The 14,533-nt window shown below is 71.1% G+C and carries 14 protein-coding genes; 10 read left to right on the top strand and 4 right to left on the bottom strand.

The window, feature by feature from the left end:
- Positions 1-5: 5 nt before the first annotated feature.
- Positions 6-728: an SDR family NAD(P)-dependent oxidoreductase gene (locus Q8S40_RS17500; RefSeq protein WP_305671389.1), complete on the bottom strand. Its 723-nt coding sequence runs from the start codon at positions 726-728 to the stop codon at positions 6-8.
- A 121-nt stretch (positions 729-849) separates the two neighbouring features.
- Between Q8S40_RS17500 and Q8S40_RS17495 the strand changes: the two genes are divergently transcribed.
- The 7 genes from Q8S40_RS17495 to Q8S40_RS17465 all read left to right on the top strand — a co-directional run bounded on the left by Q8S40_RS17495 (position 850) and on the right by Q8S40_RS17465 (position 9,009).
- Complete coding sequence (locus tag Q8S40_RS17495; RefSeq protein WP_305671388.1) at positions 850-1,401, top strand: histidine phosphatase family protein; 552 nt, start codon at positions 850-852, stop codon at positions 1,399-1,401.
- Between the two features lie 4 nt (positions 1,402-1,405).
- Positions 1,406-2,890, top strand: a complete 1,485-nt coding sequence (locus tag Q8S40_RS17490; protein WP_305671387.1) for a CHAD domain-containing protein — start codon at positions 1,406-1,408, stop codon at positions 2,888-2,890.
- Positions 2,891-2,991: 101 nt separating this feature from the next.
- The gene (locus tag Q8S40_RS17485; RefSeq protein ID WP_304807239.1) at positions 2,992-3,558 is read left to right on the top strand and encodes a thermonuclease family protein; all 567 of its coding nucleotides are present in this window, start codon (positions 2,992-2,994) and stop codon (positions 3,556-3,558) included.
- A gap of 222 nt (positions 3,559-3,780) precedes the next feature.
- Positions 3,781-5,085 carry a citrate synthase gene (gene gltA, locus Q8S40_RS17480; RefSeq protein WP_304807240.1) on the top strand — a complete coding sequence of 435 codons (1,305 nt, stop codon included), beginning with the start codon at positions 3,781-3,783 and terminating at the stop codon, positions 5,083-5,085.
- Positions 5,086-5,502: 417 nt separating this feature from the next.
- Positions 5,503-6,153 carry a hypothetical protein gene (locus Q8S40_RS17475; protein ID WP_304807242.1) on the top strand — a complete coding sequence of 217 codons (651 nt, stop codon included), beginning with the start codon at positions 5,503-5,505 and terminating at the stop codon, positions 6,151-6,153.
- A 164-nt stretch (positions 6,154-6,317) separates the two neighbouring features.
- Positions 6,318-7,322: an ABC transporter substrate-binding protein gene (locus Q8S40_RS17470; RefSeq protein ID WP_305671386.1), complete on the top strand. Its 1,005-nt coding sequence runs from the start codon at positions 6,318-6,320 to the stop codon at positions 7,320-7,322.
- A 16-nt stretch (positions 7,323-7,338) separates the two neighbouring features.
- A complete protein-coding gene (locus tag Q8S40_RS17465; protein ID WP_305671385.1) occupies positions 7,339-9,009 on the top strand; it encodes an iron ABC transporter permease in 1,671 nt (556 codons plus the stop codon).
- A gap of 6 nt (positions 9,010-9,015) precedes the next feature.
- Here Q8S40_RS17465 and Q8S40_RS17460 read toward each other — a convergent pair whose 3' ends face one another.
- On the bottom strand, positions 9,016-9,837 hold the full coding sequence (locus tag Q8S40_RS17460) for a sulfite exporter TauE/SafE family protein (RefSeq protein WP_305671384.1): 822 nt from the start codon (positions 9,835-9,837) through the stop codon (positions 9,016-9,018).
- 91 nt (positions 9,838-9,928) lie between these two features.
- On the opposite strand from Q8S40_RS17460, the gene Q8S40_RS17455 reads away from it, so the two are divergent.
- Entirely contained in the window at positions 9,929-10,699 is a 771-nt protein-coding gene (locus tag Q8S40_RS17455) for a sulfite exporter TauE/SafE family protein (protein ID WP_304807248.1), read from the top strand.
- On the opposite strand, the gene Q8S40_RS17450 is transcribed toward Q8S40_RS17455, so the two are convergent.
- The gene (locus tag Q8S40_RS17450) at positions 10,700-11,695 is read right to left on the bottom strand and encodes a TRAP transporter substrate-binding protein (protein WP_305671383.1); all 996 of its coding nucleotides are present in this window, start codon (positions 11,693-11,695) and stop codon (positions 10,700-10,702) included.
- Positions 11,696-11,739: 44 nt separating this feature from the next.
- Here Q8S40_RS17450 and Q8S40_RS17445 point away from each other — a divergent pair, with 44 nt between their 5' ends.
- On the top strand, positions 11,740-12,453 hold the full coding sequence (locus Q8S40_RS17445) for an aspartate/glutamate racemase family protein (protein WP_304807252.1): 714 nt from the start codon (positions 11,740-11,742) through the stop codon (positions 12,451-12,453).
- 155 nt (positions 12,454-12,608) lie between these two features.
- Positions 12,609-13,724 (top strand): mechanosensitive ion channel family protein, encoded by a 1,116-nt coding sequence (locus Q8S40_RS17440; protein ID WP_304807254.1) that lies wholly within the window; start codon positions 12,609-12,611, stop codon positions 13,722-13,724.
- A gap of 76 nt (positions 13,725-13,800) precedes the next feature.
- Here Q8S40_RS17440 and Q8S40_RS17435 read toward each other — a convergent pair whose 3' ends face one another.
- Positions 13,801-14,532 (bottom strand): response regulator, encoded by a 732-nt coding sequence (locus Q8S40_RS17435; protein ID WP_304807256.1) that lies wholly within the window; start codon positions 14,530-14,532, stop codon positions 13,801-13,803.
- Position 14,533: the final 1 nt, after the last annotated feature.

The raw sequence follows: 14,533 nt of genomic DNA, 5'->3' as shown, positions 1-14,533 counted from the left end.
CCGCATCATCCGCGCCCCGCAATGGCGCCACGCCCGCCATCGACGCCGATCACCTGGCCGGTCATCCAGCCGGCGGCATCGGACAGCAGGAAATCGGCCAGCGCGGCCACGTCATCGGCCTCCCCCAGCCGGGGGATCGGGTGCTGCTTGGCAATGGCATCGGCCATCTGGGTGCTCCGCGTCAGGGGTTCAGCGAGCGCCGTGCGGGTCAGGCTCGGCGCAATGCAATTGACGCGGATATGCGGCGCAAGTTCGGCGGCGAGTGCCACCGTCACGCCCTCCACCCCGGCCTTGGCCGCGCCGATCGCCACATGATTGGCAAAGCCGGTGCGCGCCGCGACGGAGGAGAACAACACCACGGACCCCTTTCCCGCCGCCAGCGCCGCCGCTGCCGCCTGCACCGCCAGCGCGGGTCCGGCGGTGTTCAGCCGGAAGGTCTCCAGCAATTCGGCTTCCGTCACCCGGGCCAGCGGCTTCAGCAGGATGGAGCCGACGCAGACGGCAAGCCCCGCCAGCGGCGAGCCGGCCGCCTCCACCGCGGCCCGGCGCCCGGCCGGGTCCAGCAGATCCGCGGCGAAGTGACCGCAGCCGAGTTCCGCCGCCAGTTCGGCCAGCGTCGCCTCCCGCCGCGCCACCAGGAAGGGCCGCGCGCCGCGTGCCGCCAGGCGCCGCGCCAGCGCCGCCCCCACCCCGCCGGTTGCCCCGAAAACCAGCACCTGACCCGTCATCGCATCCAAATCCCTGTCCAGGCCCGCACAGATGGTCCCGAAGACCACAACGGAAAGCCGCCCCGGTGCCCGAATGGCCACCCGTCGCCAATCCCGCCCCGGCGTGGCATGATGCGCCACCATGCGCCAATTGCTGTTGCTGCGGCACGCGAAGTCCAGCTGGGACGATCCGCGCCTCTCGGACCACGCCCGTCCGCTCAATGCGCGCGGCAGGCGCGCGGCTGTCGCCATGGGGGCGGCGATGCGCGAACTTGGACTGGTGCCGGACATCGTGCTGGTCTCCTCCGCCCGCCGCACGCTGCAGACGCTGGAGGCCCTGGCGCCGCTGGATGGTTCGCCGCTGGTCGAGCCGATGGACGACCTCTACCTCGCCGCCTGGCCCAGCCTGCTGGACGTGCTGCGCGGGGTGCGGGAGACGGCGCGCAGCGTGCTGCTGATCGGCCACAACCCCGGGCTGCACGAATTGGCGATGGCGCTGGCAGGCCCTGCCGCCATGGCCGCCGGCACGCCGATGACCCGGCGGCTGGCGGACGGCTACCCGACCGCGACGCTGACCGAATTCGCCCTCGCCCTGCCCTGGCGGCGGCTGGAGGGCGGTGGCGGGCGGCTGCTGCGCGTGCTCTCGCCGGCCGACCTGCCCGCCGCCGGCGAAACAACTGAACTTCCGGCCTGAGACGATGTCCGGCACCACCCCGGCCTTGAACCTCGAAGCGGCGCTCGACCCCGTGGAAGCTGCCGGCTTCTTCCGCCACCCGGCGCTTTCGGCCCGGCGCACCGGGCGCACCAGGTCTGTCGCGGTGGCGCTGAGCTGGCTCGATACCGCCAAGGGCGCACTGGCGGAGGAGGGCCTGGCGCTGGAGGCCGCGCCGGGCCCGCGGGCGCCGCGCCGCCTGATACGGGCCATGCCCGCGGCGGATACGCCCTGGCGCCCGGGCAGCCCGTCAGCCGTGCTGGACAGCCTGGCACCGGATGCCGTCCCGGCGGCGGCGGGCGGCGCCGCGTTGCTGCCGCTCTCGGCCTTCACCGGCCGGCGCGTCAGCGTGCCGCTGACCGGCGCGGTGGAAGCCAGCCTGCTGTACGGCACGTTGCGGGTGGAGGCAGCCGAGCGCCCGGTTGCCCGCCTCACCTTGACCGGCCCACCGGCGGCGGTGCTGGAGACGATGCGGGACCTGGCCGGCGCGCTGCCGCTGCTGCCGCCGCGCGCCAGCCTGGCCGAGGAAGCCCGCGCCTTCGCCCGGCACGACAAGCTGCGCCCACGCCGGCTGGGCGCGCCGCGCCTGGCCGCTGATCTCGACGTGGAGGCGGCTCTGCGCGGCGTCATCGGCCATCTGCTGGAGGTACTGCTGTGGCACACCCCGGTGGCCGTGGCGGGGGAAGACCCCAGCGGCGTGCACCAGATGCGCGTGGCGCTGCGCCGGCTGCGCTCCGCGCTCAAGGCCTTCCGGCCCGCCGCCGATGCCCCGGCGCTGCGCCGCTTCGACCAGGGGCTGAAGGGCCTGGCCCGCACGCTCGGCCCGGCGCGGGACTGGGATGTGTTCCTGGCCGGCCTCGGCGCCGAGCTGGCCGAGGCGCTGCCGGGCGAGCCGCGGATCGCGGCGCTGCTGGAGGCCGGGCAGCGCCACCGCGCCGCGGGCTACGAGGCGCTGCGCGGCCTGCTGGCCAGCCCGGCCTTCCGGCAACTGGTGTGGGATGGCGTGGCGCTGGACCTCGAGCATCCCTGGCGGGCGGAGGACAACGCCAAGGCCGCGGCGCGCCGCGACGCGCCACTGGAGGACCTGGCCAGCCACATGCTGTCCAAGGCCTGGCGCCGGATGACCGAGGTGGGGGAGGACATCGCCGACCTGCCCGACGCCGAATTCCACGCGCTGCGGCTGCACGGCAAGCGGCTGCGCTACCTGGCGGAGCTGTTCGCCCCCCTGTTCGGCCGCAAGCGAAGCCGCCGCTTCCTGGAACGGCTGGCGGAGACGCAGGAACAGTTCGGTTTGGCGAATGACGCCAGCGTGGCTCGCGCCCTGGTTGCAGGCGAGTCCCATGGCACAGGGGCCTGGGCGGCCGGGGTGGCGGAGGGGTGGGTGCTGGCCCGGTCGCGCCGCGCAAGGTCCCGGGCTGCCAAGGCCTGGGGCGACCTCCTCTCGACTGAAGCCTTTTGGAATCAAGGCTGAACGCCCGGTTCCTGACCTAATATTTAAGAAAATGAATGGGTTGCGCGCCCTGCTGTGCATGGGTTACCCGTAGCTTGCCCCAGCCGAGCTGCATTCAATCCGTGTTCCGACGCCGCCGCATCTTCCGCCCCGCCCCCGCTCCACGCCGTCTGCGCGCGCCGCTGATGGCCCTCGCCGGCGTGCTGATCGTGGCCGGCCTGTCCGGCATCGGCCTGCCGCCCGACCTGATGGGGTCCGCCCCCCGGGAACAGGATTGGTCGGCGCTGGCCGCCGAGGTCCGGGTGGTGGATGGCGATACGCTGCGCCTCGGCGACCGCACGCTGCGCCTGTCCGGCATCGATGCGCCGGAACGCGGCCAATCCTGCTCCGACGCCGCCGGTCGCTGGTTCGATTGCGGCGCGGCGGCGGCGGAGGCGCTGTCACGCCTGGTCAATGGCCGGTCCGTGCTGTGCCGGGTGCATGGGCGGGACCGTTTCGGGCGGGGGCTTGGCCGCTGCACCGCGGGCGGGGCGGAGCTGAACACCGGCCTCGTCACCGCCGGCTGGGCACTCGCCTATGCGGATGATGATGTGGCGATGCGGTTGGTGGAGACGGAGGCGCGGCTGGCCGGCCGTGGCCTCTGGGCCGGCAACTTCACCCGCCCGGACGCCTGGCGCCGCCGCAACTGAGCCTGTGGATTCATGCCGGCGCCGGGCCATCGCGTCCCGCGCATGCCCCATGCGTGCCCCATGGATATACCGATCCTTCACGCGAAAGCAGTCTTGATCCGAGCCTAAGTTGCCAAGGGGGCGGACAGGCTCCTATCTTGCGCCGCACCATAACGGTGGCGCGAGTAAGGCAACCGTCACCTGTGTATGCCTGAGAGCCCCCTGCCTGCGAGGAAGCAAGCCATGACCGTCACGGCCAACGGGTCCGTCACCTTTACACTCGACGGCTCCAACCGCAGTACCAGCCTGCCCATCCTCAAGGGATCACTCGGCCCGGATGTCGTGGACATCCGCAAGCTCTACGCCGACCTCGGCGTGTTCACCTTCGACCCGGGCTATGGCGAGACTGCGAGCTGCGAGAGCCAGATCACCTTCATCGATGGCGATGAGGGCGTGCTGCTGTATCGCGGCTATCCGATCGAACAGCTGGCCGAGAATTCGGACTTCATCGAGGTCTGCTACCTGCTGATGAATGGCAGCCTGCCGACCGAGGCGGAGCTGGCCAAGTTCCGCAAGGGTGTGACCTACCACACCATGGTGCATGAGCAGATCCGCAACTTCTTCAACGGGTTCCGGCGCGACGCGCACCCGATGGCGATCATGTGCGGCGTGGTCGGGGCGCTGGCCGCCTTCTACCACGACAACCTGGATATCAACGACGCGCACCAGCGCGAGATCGCCGCCTTCCGCCTGATCGCGAAGGTGCCGACCATCGCCGCCATGGCCTACAAGTACAGCCAGGGCCAGCCCTTCGTGTATCCGCGCAACGACCTGTCCTACGCGGCCAACTTCCTGCACATGCTGAATTCCGTGCCGGCCGAGGAATACAAGGTCTCGCCGACGCTGGCCAAGGCGATGGACCGCATCCTGGTCCTGCACGCGGACCACGAGCAGAATGCCAGCACGTCGACCGTGCGGCTGGCCGGGTCCACCGGCGCCAACCCCTTCGCCTGCATCGCCGCCGGCATCGCCGCCCTCTGGGGGCCGGCGCATGGCGGCGCGAATGAGGCGGTGCTGAAGATGCTGGGCGAGATCGGCCACGTCGACAACATCCCCTCCTTCATCGAGAAGGTGAAGGACAAGAACTCCGGCGTGAAGCTGATGGGCTTCGGCCACCGCGTGTACAAGAACTTCGACCCGCGGGCGAAGATCATGCAGCAAAGCTGCCACGAGGTGCTGTCCGAGCTCGGCATCAAGGACGAGCCGCTGCTCGACCTCGCCATGGCGCTGGAGAAGGTGGCGCTGGAGGACGAGTACTTCGTCTCCCGCAAGCTGTACCCGAACGTCGATTTCTATTCGGGCATCATCCTGAAGGCGATGGGCATCCCGACCAGCATGTTCACGGTGATCTTCGCCGTGGCGCGCACGGTGGGCTGGGTCAGCCAGTGGAAGGAGATGATCGAGGATCCTTCGCAGCGCATCGGCCGCCCGCGCCAGATCTACACCGGCCCGGCGCAGCGCGATTACGTGAAGGTCGCCGCCCGCTGAGCTGCGGCGGGGCCACCCGGCCCCGCGCCTGAGGCCACCGAAAAGCCCTGCCGGCCCTGCCGCGCGGGGCTTTTTCATGCCCGCAGGGGCCTGCCGCGGCTGAACCCCGCAAAAAAATCGCTACCGGCGCATCGCGGGCCACAGACCGTTCTGCGACCAGGAGATTCAGCGCGGTGCAATTGCGGGCTTGGCGCAAGCAATTGAAAGCCTGTGGAAAAATCCTGCGGTGCAATTGCGCGACAGCTTCGCCCGCTTGGCGAAGCCCCCTGCCGCCCCTCTGGCCTTCCGCGCAACCTGGGCGATTCTGCAACCCGGACGGGTGCTTTCTTAAGAAACCCTGAATTTTCGCCTTGAACTCCCGCGCAGTTCAGGGAATCTATCTACGTAGGGTTGATATCCACAGGGGACCTAAACCAAATGAGCGAACCACTACGCCTGGGCTCCGGCAAGGAACTCGACGAACTCGTCCGCAATCGCCTGCGCCTCTGGCCGCAGCTTCCGCCCGGAATCACCCGCACCCCGAAACAGCCCGGCACCTGGCTGCGCGGCCGGCCCGGGGAACTCACCCTTGGCGCGCAGCCCTTCCTGAAGCTGCCGGGCACCAACACCTACCGCACCATCCCGGACGGGCTGTGGCTGCATTTCAGCCCCGACCCGGCGGATCGCTATGCGGATATCCTGTGCATCGAGGCCTGCGGCTCGATCTCCAACCTCCAAGACAAGCGGGCGCGCTTTGCCCCCTCCACCGGGTCCTTGCTGGTGGTCTGCCCGCTACGCTGGATGATGGAGCGCGTCGGCGCCGAGGACCCGACGCCGCGCTGGCGCCTGATCCGCCTGCTGCGCGAAGCGCCGACGGAGCCGCTGGTACTGCCGGTGCGCGATGTACGGGTGCTGTATGGTCTGAAGGCGCGCCATTACCTCGGCTTCGCCAAGTCCCAGATGCCCGCGCCGCATGAGTATTTCTGCCCGATGGAGGCGCTGACCGCGGTGGATGGGCATGAGGCGCCGGAGATGCAGTCGCTGATCGGCCGCGCCAGCGCCACCGCGAATTTCATGACCCCTCCGTGAGCCGCGGCCCGGGCGGGCGGGCGGCAGGGGGTGGCGGGACCTCAGCTTTTGCCGGCCCGCCCGGGCTTTCCTGAAAAAAAGCCACAGGAACTTCACACAGCCCCCCTGCCCGATCTGCACCGGCCGCTCTAGATCGGCATCGGGTTTCATGCAGCGGGGAAACGATGGCACTACACCGGCGGAGTTTCGGCCTGGCCGCGGCGGGCATCGCCGCCAACCGGTTCCTGGCCAGTCCGGCTTTGGCGCAGGGCGGCGTCTCCGGCACGCTGGTGTTGTATACCTCGCAGCTCGAACCCGATGCGGCGCAGACCGTGGAAGCCTTCCGGGCGCGCCGTCCCGGCGTCACCGTGGAATGGATCCGCGCCGGCACCGGCCAGATCATGACCCGCCTGCGCGCCGAGATCGCCGCCGGCCAGCCCCGCCCCGATGTGCTGTTGCTGGCCGACAGCCTGACCTTCGAGGGCCTGCGCGCCGAAGGCCGGCTGCGGCCGAGCCCGGAGGTGCAGCTCGGCGGCACCCCGGCGGCCCAGGTGGATGCGGCGCGCGGCTACTTCGCCACCAAGTTGATCACCACCGGCATCGTCCACCACACCCGCGCACCCTTCGTGCCGAAGACCTGGACGGATCTGCTGGACCCGCGCGCGCGCAACCAGGTGGCGATGCCTTCGCCGGCCGTATCCGGCGCAGCCGCCATCCATGTCACGGCGCTGGTGCAGAACCCGGCGCTCGGCTGGTCCTATGTGGAAAAGCTGGTGGCGCAGGGCGTGCAGGCGCGCGGCGGCAATGGCCCGGTGATGCAGGCCGTCGCCGGGGCGGAGCGCGCCTTCGGCATCGCCATCGACTATCTGCCGATCCGCGAGGCCGCCAAGGGCGCCCCGGTGCGCTTCGTCTTCCCGGAAGACGGCGTCTCCGCCATCACCGAGCCGGCGGCGATCCTGTCCACCACCCGCAACGCGCCGGCGGCGATCGCCTTCCTGGATTTCCTGCTGTCGCGCGAAGGCCAGCAGCTGGCCTCCCGCCAGGGCTTCCTGCCGATCGACCCGGAGGTGGCGCCGCCCGCCGGCTTCCCGGACCCGAAGTCGATCCGCATCATGCCGCTGGATGCCGCCCGCGCCGCCGCCGAGCAGGCCGAGATCTTGCGGCGCTTCGCCACCCTGATCAGCGGCTGAGGCGCTCGCCCCCACATTGACTCGGGATCAGGATCACGTCCCCGGGCAGGGCCTGGGGCGTGGCATTGCGGGCCTGTCGCTCGGCTGGCTGCTGCTGGTCGGCGCCATTCCGCTGCTGCGCCTGCTGGCGGAGGCGCTGGGCGGCACGGTGGTGGCCGGGGCGCTGGCCGACCCGGCGATCTGGCGCGCTGCCTGGCGATCCCTCGCCCTGTCCCTGGCCGCCGCCGCGCTGGCCACGCTGATCGGCGGCGCGCTGGCCTGGGCCTTGCTGCTGCGCGGCCTGCCGGGGCGGCGCGTACTGATCTTCTGCGCCGTGCTGCCGGCGCTGGTGCCGGCGCAGGTGATGGCGCTGGGCTGGATCCAGGCCGGCGGCCCGGCCTCCCCCCTGCTGCTGGCGCTAGGCCTCGCGCCACCGATCGGCACGCCCAACCCGATCTATTCGCCCACCGGCATGGCGCTGCTGCTGGCCGCGCAATCGGCGCCGCTGGTGCTGCTGGCCGTCGCCGCCCTGCTGCGCCGGGTGCCCGGTGAGGTGGTGCTGGCCGCACGCGGCCTCGGCGCCGCGCCGGAGGCCGCCTTGCGCCGCGCGGTCTGGCCGCTGCTGGCGCCGGGGCTGCTGGCGGGCGCCGGGCTCGCCTATGTCGCCGCACTCGGCAATTTCGGCGTTGGCGCGCTGATCGGCATTCCGGCGCGCTTCACCGTGCTGCCGGTGCTGATCTGGCAGCGGCTGTCCTCCGGCGGCACCGCTTCACTGGCGGAGGCCGCGGCGCTGGCGCTGCTGCTGGCGGTGATGGCGGCGCCGGCCCTGGTGCTCCAGGCCCTGGCGGCACGGCGCGCGCCCTCGGCCGGGCGGCTGCCCTTCGCGCCGCTGGCGCTGCCCGCGCGGGGCCAGGCGGCGGTGCTGGGTGCGGTTGTGTTGTATCTGTTCGTGGTGCTCGCGGTGCCGATGCTGGCGCTGCTGGCGGCGGCGCTGGTGCCGGCGATGGGGATGGAGCTGACCGCCACCACCGCCACGCTGCGCCATTTCGGCGCGGCGGTGGCGGCCGATGCGCAGACCGGCCGCGCCTTCGCCAATTCGCTGCTGCTTTCGGCGGGTGCCGCGCTGCTGCTGGCCGCCGCCGCGCTGCCCATCGCACTGACCTTGCGCGCCCGCCCGGTGCGACTGGCGGCCACGGCGACCGACCTGCCTTACGCGCTGCCCGGCGCCTGCACCGGGGTGGCCGCCATCCTGGTGGTGCTGTCGTTGCCCGGCAGCGGCGCGCTGTACGGCACGCTGGGGCTGATCCTGTTCGCCTATCTCACGCGCTTCCAGGCGCTCGCCCTGCGCCCGGCGGCGGCGGCGGCGGCAAGGCTGGACCCGTTGCTGGAGGATGCGGCGCGCGGCATGGGCGCCGGGCCGTGGCGCCGGCTGTGGTCGATCCACCTGCCGCCTTTGGCCCCGGCGCTGGCCGCCGGCGGCATATTGGTGGCGCTGACGGCGGTGAATGAGGTGACCGTCTCCTCCCTGCTATACGGGCCGGGGACGCAGACGCTGGGGGTCCTGGTGTTCAGCCTGCAGGAAAGCGGCCAGTCGCCACTGGCCGCCGCCGTGTCCTGCCTGGCGCTGCTGCTGAGCGCGGCGCTGATGGCCGCCGCCACCCTCGCCGCGCGCCGGCTGCCGGCGGGGACGCTGCCGTGGCGGCCGTAAGCCGCCCTACATCACCAGCGAATAGAACATCCGCAACGCCGTCAGGAACAGGAAGGCCGCGAAGGCCCGCTTCAGCAGCAGCGGCGGAATCGTGTGCGCCAGGTGCACGCCCCAGGGCGCCGCGAGCATGGAGGTCGGCACGATCAGCGCGAAGCCGATCAGGTTGACGTAGCCGAGGCTCAGCGGCGGCAGCAGCGGGTCGCCCCAGCCGCCATAGATGAAGCCGATGGTGGCCGGGATCGAGATGATGATGCCGAAGACGCTGGCGGTGGCCACCGCGCTGCGGATCGGCGCGCCAAACATGGACAGGATCGGCACGCCCACCGTGCCGCCGCCAATGCCCATCATGGCGCTGACGGTGCCGATGAAGCCGCCCAGGCCCTGCCGCAGCAGGCCGGTCGGGAAGCTGTCCCGCAGCTTCCATGTCACGCCGGTGAAGCCCATGTTGAAGGCGACCAGGATGGCGATGACGGCGAAGACCAGCGTCAGCGCCTCCCCCTTCAGCCAGATCGCCAGCACCGTGCCGAGCAGCACGCCCACGCCGATGGAGGGCGCCAGCGACTTCAGCAGCGGCACATCCATGGTGCCCTTGGCGAAATGCTTGCGCGCGGACTGGATGCTGGTCGGGATGATGGTGGCCAGCGAGGTGCCGACCGCCAGCTTCATCTGCACCGCCTCCGGAATGCCGAAGAACGGAAACACGTTGAACAGCACGGGCACGATGACGATGCCGCCGCCGACGCCGAGCAGCCCGGCCAGGGTGCCGGAGATCAACCCGGTGATCGCCATGGCGACGGCGAGACCCGCCAGCCACGTCGGGTCCGTCATATGCTCCATGATATAGGCTGCTCCTGATGCGGGCGGGGATGCCGCGTGCCATACACCCCGCCTCCCACTGCGTCATCCCGGGGTCCCGAACTTGTCGATCATCACAGACCCCTGGTTCTGGGCGCTCGCGGTGCCCGCCTTCCTGCTGACCGGCATCAGCAAGGGCGGCTTCGCCTCCGGCGCCGGCAATGTCGCGGTGCCGCTGATGGCGCTGGTGGTGCCGGCACCGCAGGCTGCCGGCATCGCGCTGCCGGTGCTGTGCGCGATGGACATCTCCTCGATCCGCGCCTGGTGGGGGCGGTGGAGCTGGGCGCAGCTGCGCATCATCCTGCCGGGTGGGCTGGCCGGCATCGCGGTGGGCGCCGCGGTGTTCGGGCTGATGAGCGATGCGGCGGTGAAGCTGATGGTGGGCGGCATCGCGCTGATCTTCCTGGCGCGCAGCCTGTGGCAGGCCCGGCCCGGCCAGGCGGCGCCCGAGCCCGCCACGCCGGGGCGGTTGCGCGGCGGCTTCTGGGGCATGGTCTCCGGCCTGACCAGCACCATCGCCCATGCTGGCGGGCCGCCGCTGGCGGTGTATCTGTATCCGCTGCGGATGGACCGGGCGACGCTGGCGGCCACCACCGTCGTGTTCTTCGCGGTGATGAACTACGTGAAGCTGGTGCCCTACGCCTTCCTCGGCCAGCTTTCCGCCACCAATCTGTTGACCAGCCTGGTGCTGCTGCCGCTGGCGCCGATCGGCGTGAAGCTCGGCATCTGGCTGCAATCGCGGATGAGCGACCGGGTCTTCTACCGCATCGTCTATGCGATGCTGGCGGTCACCGGCAGCAAGCTGGTGTGGGACGGGGTGGCGGGGCTGACCTGATCAGCCGCCGCTGCGGTAGAGGGCCAGGATCTCGGAGCCGGTCGCGCCGGCCTTCGCCTCCCACGCCTTCACCGCCACACCGCCGGCCTCTCGCAGCGCCGCCAGCAGCGGTGCGGCCGGCTGGGCGATGGTCACGCCATTCTCCCGCATCCGCTGCTTGTTGGCGGCATCGCGGGTTTCCAGCAGCGTCCATAGGCCGGTCTCGGTGCGGGTCGCGGCGCGTTCCAGCCCGGCGCGCTGGTCCTCGGTCAATGCGCGCAGCCTCGCCGGGTCGCCGAAGGCCAGGCTGACGGGCATGGCGTAGCCGATCTCGGTGAAATGCGGCAGATGTTCCCACAGCCTGCGCCCGGCGCCGCCATCGCCGGAGGACAGCACGGCATCCATCGAGCCATCGGCCAGCCGGGTCGCGACCGCCTGGAAGCTCAGTTGCTCGGCCTCCGCCCCCAGGGCACGCATCGTCTCGGTGCCGGTCGCGTCATAGGTCCGCAGCTTCAGGCCACGCAGGTCGGCGGGCGTGGCGATCGGGCGGCGGGACCAGATGCCGGTGGGCGGCCAGGGTGTGACATGCAGCAGGGTGACGCCGAGCGTCTCCAGCGCCTCCTGGTAGGCCGGCCGGGCTGCCACCAGCAGGCGCTTCGCCTCGGCGGCGGAGGTTGCCAGGAAGGGCAGCGAGGACAGCAGGAACACCGGGTCCAGCTCCCCCAGCGCGCCGGCGAAGGCATCGCCGATGGCAAAGCGGCCTTCCGCCACGGCGCGCGGCATGGCGGCGGAGCGGACGCCGCCCGGCGCATCGAAGGCGGGCGTGATCACCAGCGGCCGGGCGGCCTCGGCCAGCCGCGTCAGCCCCTCCGCCGGCATCGCGCCGGCCGGATATTCGGTGGCGGCGGTCCAGGCCCCGCTTCCCTGTGGCGCCCCACCCTGTTGCGCCCCACCCTGTTGCGCTGCGGCGGCGAAGGGCATGGTGGCGGTCAGGGCAATCAGGCTGCGGCGGCGCATGGGGCGAGTCTCCGGGGTCGCAGGACGATAGGACGAGGCTCCGCATGACGGAAAAAACTCTTGGTGTTCCGGTGCTCGGCGTGCTGGGCGGCATGGGACCGCTGGCCTCCGCGCAATTCATGCTGCGGCTGACCCTGCTGACGCCGGCCGATCGCGACCAGGACCATATCCCCGCCGTGCTGTGGTCCGACCCCCGGGTGCCGGACCGCACCGCGGCGCGCCTGGCCGGCGGGGCGGACCCGCTGCCCGCTTTGCTGCGCGGCATCCGCGGGCTGGAGGCGGCAGGCGCCGGCGCCATCGCCATCCCCTGCAACACCGCGCATGGCTGGTTCGAGGCCATGCAGGCGGCCACCGCCCTGCCGATCCTGCACATCGTCGATGCGGCGGAGACGGAGTTGCTGCGTCTCGGCGTCACCCCCGGCCCGATCGGGCTGATGGGCACCGCCGGCACGCTGGCGATGCGGCTGTACCAGGACCGGCTGGAGCCGCGCGGCTGGACCTGCCTGGTGCCCACCGCCGGGGAGATGGACCGCCTGGTCTCCCCCGGCATTGCGGAGGTGAAAGCCAACCGCGTGGCCGCGGCCCATGCGCCGCTGGCCGAGGCCGCGCACGCCCTGGTGGCACGCGGTGCGCGGGCGGTGGTGCTGGGTTGCACGGAAATCCCGCTCGGCATCGCCGCCGGCCCGGCGCTGCCCTTTCCGGTCTGCGACACCATCGATGCGCTGGCGCGGGTGGCCATCGGCTGGGCCGGGAAGTAGGCGCGGCGGCTACAATTCGGCCTGGCGCGGGTATCGAGATGGCCATAATTAATTTATTAACAGCATCTTACGCGATATTGCGAAGATAGACTTGCAAGGAACTCCGCCCGCGTTGCAGCATTATTGTTCCGGAAGACCGCGACAGGGGCAGCCTTTTGGACAATCTACTTTTCGCCACGCGGCGCGTTGTCGCCTCCTTCACCTTCGTCCCGGCCTGGCTGCTCAGCCTGATCGTGCTGGCGGCCGGGATCTTCCTGGCCATCCAGGCGCACCGGCTGCTGTTCCGTATCACCACGCGCATGGTCGCCGATCGCGACCTGTTCTGGCGGTCGCTGGTGCAGCGCACCGAAGGCCCGTCGCGCCTGACCCTGATGATGATCGCGGTCGCCTTCGCCGCCTCCATCGCCCCGCTGACCACCGGGCAGGCCAACGCCATCCGCCACCTGCTGCTGCTCTGCTTCATCGCGCTGGTCGGCTGGACCGCCCGCACCGTGCTGCACATCTGGACCACGATCTACCTGCGGCGCTTCAAGCTGGAGGCGGAGGACAACCTTCTTGCCCGCAAGCACACCACGCAATCCCGCATCCTCCAGCGCGTGGCCGGCTGGCTGATCGTCACGGTCACGATTGCCGTGGCGCTGATGACCTTCGAGGGGGTGCGCCAATATGGCGTCTCGCTGCTCGCCTCCGCCGGTGCCGCCGGCCTGGTGATGGGCCTGGCGTTGCAGCCGCTGCTGAAGAACCTGGTGGCCGGCATCCAGCTGGCGGTGACCCAGCCGATCCGGCTGGAGGATGCGGTGATCGTGGAAGGCGAATGGGGCAATGTCGAGGAAGTCACCTCCACCTATGTCGTCATCAGGCTGTGGGACTGGCGCCGCATGGTGCTGCCGCTGAGCTACTTCCTGGAACACCCCTTCCAGAACTGGACGCGTGAGAGCGCCAGCCTGATCGGCACCGCCATGATCCATGTGGACTACACCGCGCCGGTGGATGCCATGCGCCGCAAGCTGGTGGAGATCGCCGAGGGCACCCGGCTGTGGGATGGGCGGGTGGTGAACCTGCAGGTGACCGAATTGCGGGCGGAGACCATGGAGGTCCGCATGCTGGTCAGCGCCACCAATGCCGGCCGCGCCTTCGACCTGCGCTGCGAGGTGCGCGAGAAGATGGTGGCCTACCTCCAGGCGGAACACCCTGGCGCCCTGCCCCGCCGCCGCGCCGAAATCTCGGCCCAGGCGGAGGTCCCGGCCGCCCAGCGCGCGCTGGCCGCCTGAGCCGCCCAATGGTTCGTGCAATGGTTCGCCCGATGGTCCGCAGCATCGCCCAGCGAAGCCGCCGGGCCTGAAGATGCTAGACCGCTTCGGGATCGAACAGGTAGCCGACGCCGCGGACGGTGCGGATCGCCATCGGCCGGGTCGGGTTGCGCTCCACCTTGCGGCGCAGCCGCATGATGCGCAGGTCGATCGCCCGGTCGAAGGCCTCCGGCTCCTCATCGCCGGAGGTGCGCTCCAGCAGCCAGTCGCGGTGCAGGGCGCGGTTCGGGTGTTCGACGAACAGCTTCAGCAGGGTGAACTCGCCCTCGGTCAGCGTGTCCTCCCGCCCCTCCGCCGTCACCAGCAGGCCGCGCCGCAGATCCAGCACGGCGCCGCCGATGCGCGCCTTGCCGGGGCCCAGCACCTCGGGTTTCTGGGCGGCGCCCTCGGCACCGGCGCGGCGCATCACGGCGCGGATCCGGGCCAGCAATTCGCGCGGCTCGAAGGGCTTGGTGATGTAGTCATCGGCGCCGGATTCGAGGCCCACCACCCGGTCCACCAGATCGCCCGCGGCGGTCAGCATGATGATGCCAAGCTGCGCCGACTGGCCGCGCAGCCAACGGGCCAGCGCGAAGCCATCCTCCCCGCCCGGCAGGCCGACATCGAGCAGCGCAGCATCCGGCATGGCGGCCGCGACCGCCGCGCGGCAGGCCGCGCCATCCCCCACCGCCTCCACCACGAAGCCCTGGCTCACGAGATAGGCGCAGATCGTTTCCCGCTGGAACGGATCATCCTCGACGACGAGCAGATTGGTCGTGCCACCGGCCATG

This window comes from Falsiroseomonas sp. (assembly GCF_030695085.1).
GTDB lineage: Bacteria > Pseudomonadota > Alphaproteobacteria > Acetobacterales > Acetobacteraceae > Falsiroseomonas.
Note: the sequence above shows the minus strand (reverse complement) of the source record. Positions and strands in the feature narration are given on the sequence as shown.

What these genes read in the sequence shown, in the direction of transcription:
- Q8S40_RS17500 (WP_305671389.1), bottom strand. Translation starts at nt 728, where the DNA reads ATGACGGGTCAGGTGCTGGTTTTCGGGGCAACCGGCGGGGTGGGGGCG.
- Q8S40_RS17495 (WP_305671388.1), top strand. Translation starts at nt 850, where the DNA reads ATGCGCCAATTGCTGTTGCTGCGGCACGCGAAGTCCAGCTGGGACGAT.
- Q8S40_RS17490 (WP_305671387.1), top strand. Translation starts at nt 1,406, where the DNA reads ATGTCCGGCACCACCCCGGCCTTGAACCTCGAAGCGGCGCTCGACCCC.
- gltA (WP_304807240.1), top strand. Translation starts at nt 3,781, where the DNA reads ATGACCGTCACGGCCAACGGGTCCGTCACCTTTACACTCGACGGCTCC.
- Q8S40_RS17475 (WP_304807242.1), top strand. Translation starts at nt 5,503, where the DNA reads ATGAGCGAACCACTACGCCTGGGCTCCGGCAAGGAACTCGACGAACTC.
- Q8S40_RS17470 (WP_305671386.1), top strand. Translation starts at nt 6,318, where the DNA reads ATGGCACTACACCGGCGGAGTTTCGGCCTGGCCGCGGCGGGCATCGCC.
- Q8S40_RS17460 (WP_305671384.1), bottom strand. Translation starts at nt 9,837, where the DNA reads ATGACGGACCCGACGTGGCTGGCGGGTCTCGCCGTCGCCATGGCGATC.
- Q8S40_RS17450 (WP_305671383.1), bottom strand. Translation starts at nt 11,695, where the DNA reads ATGCGCCGCCGCAGCCTGATTGCCCTGACCGCCACCATGCCCTTCGCC.
- Q8S40_RS17445 (WP_304807252.1), top strand. Translation starts at nt 11,740, where the DNA reads ATGACGGAAAAAACTCTTGGTGTTCCGGTGCTCGGCGTGCTGGGCGGC.
- Q8S40_RS17435 (WP_304807256.1), bottom strand. Translation starts at nt 14,532, where the DNA reads ATGGCCGGTGGCACGACCAATCTGCTCGTCGTCGAGGATGATCCGTTC.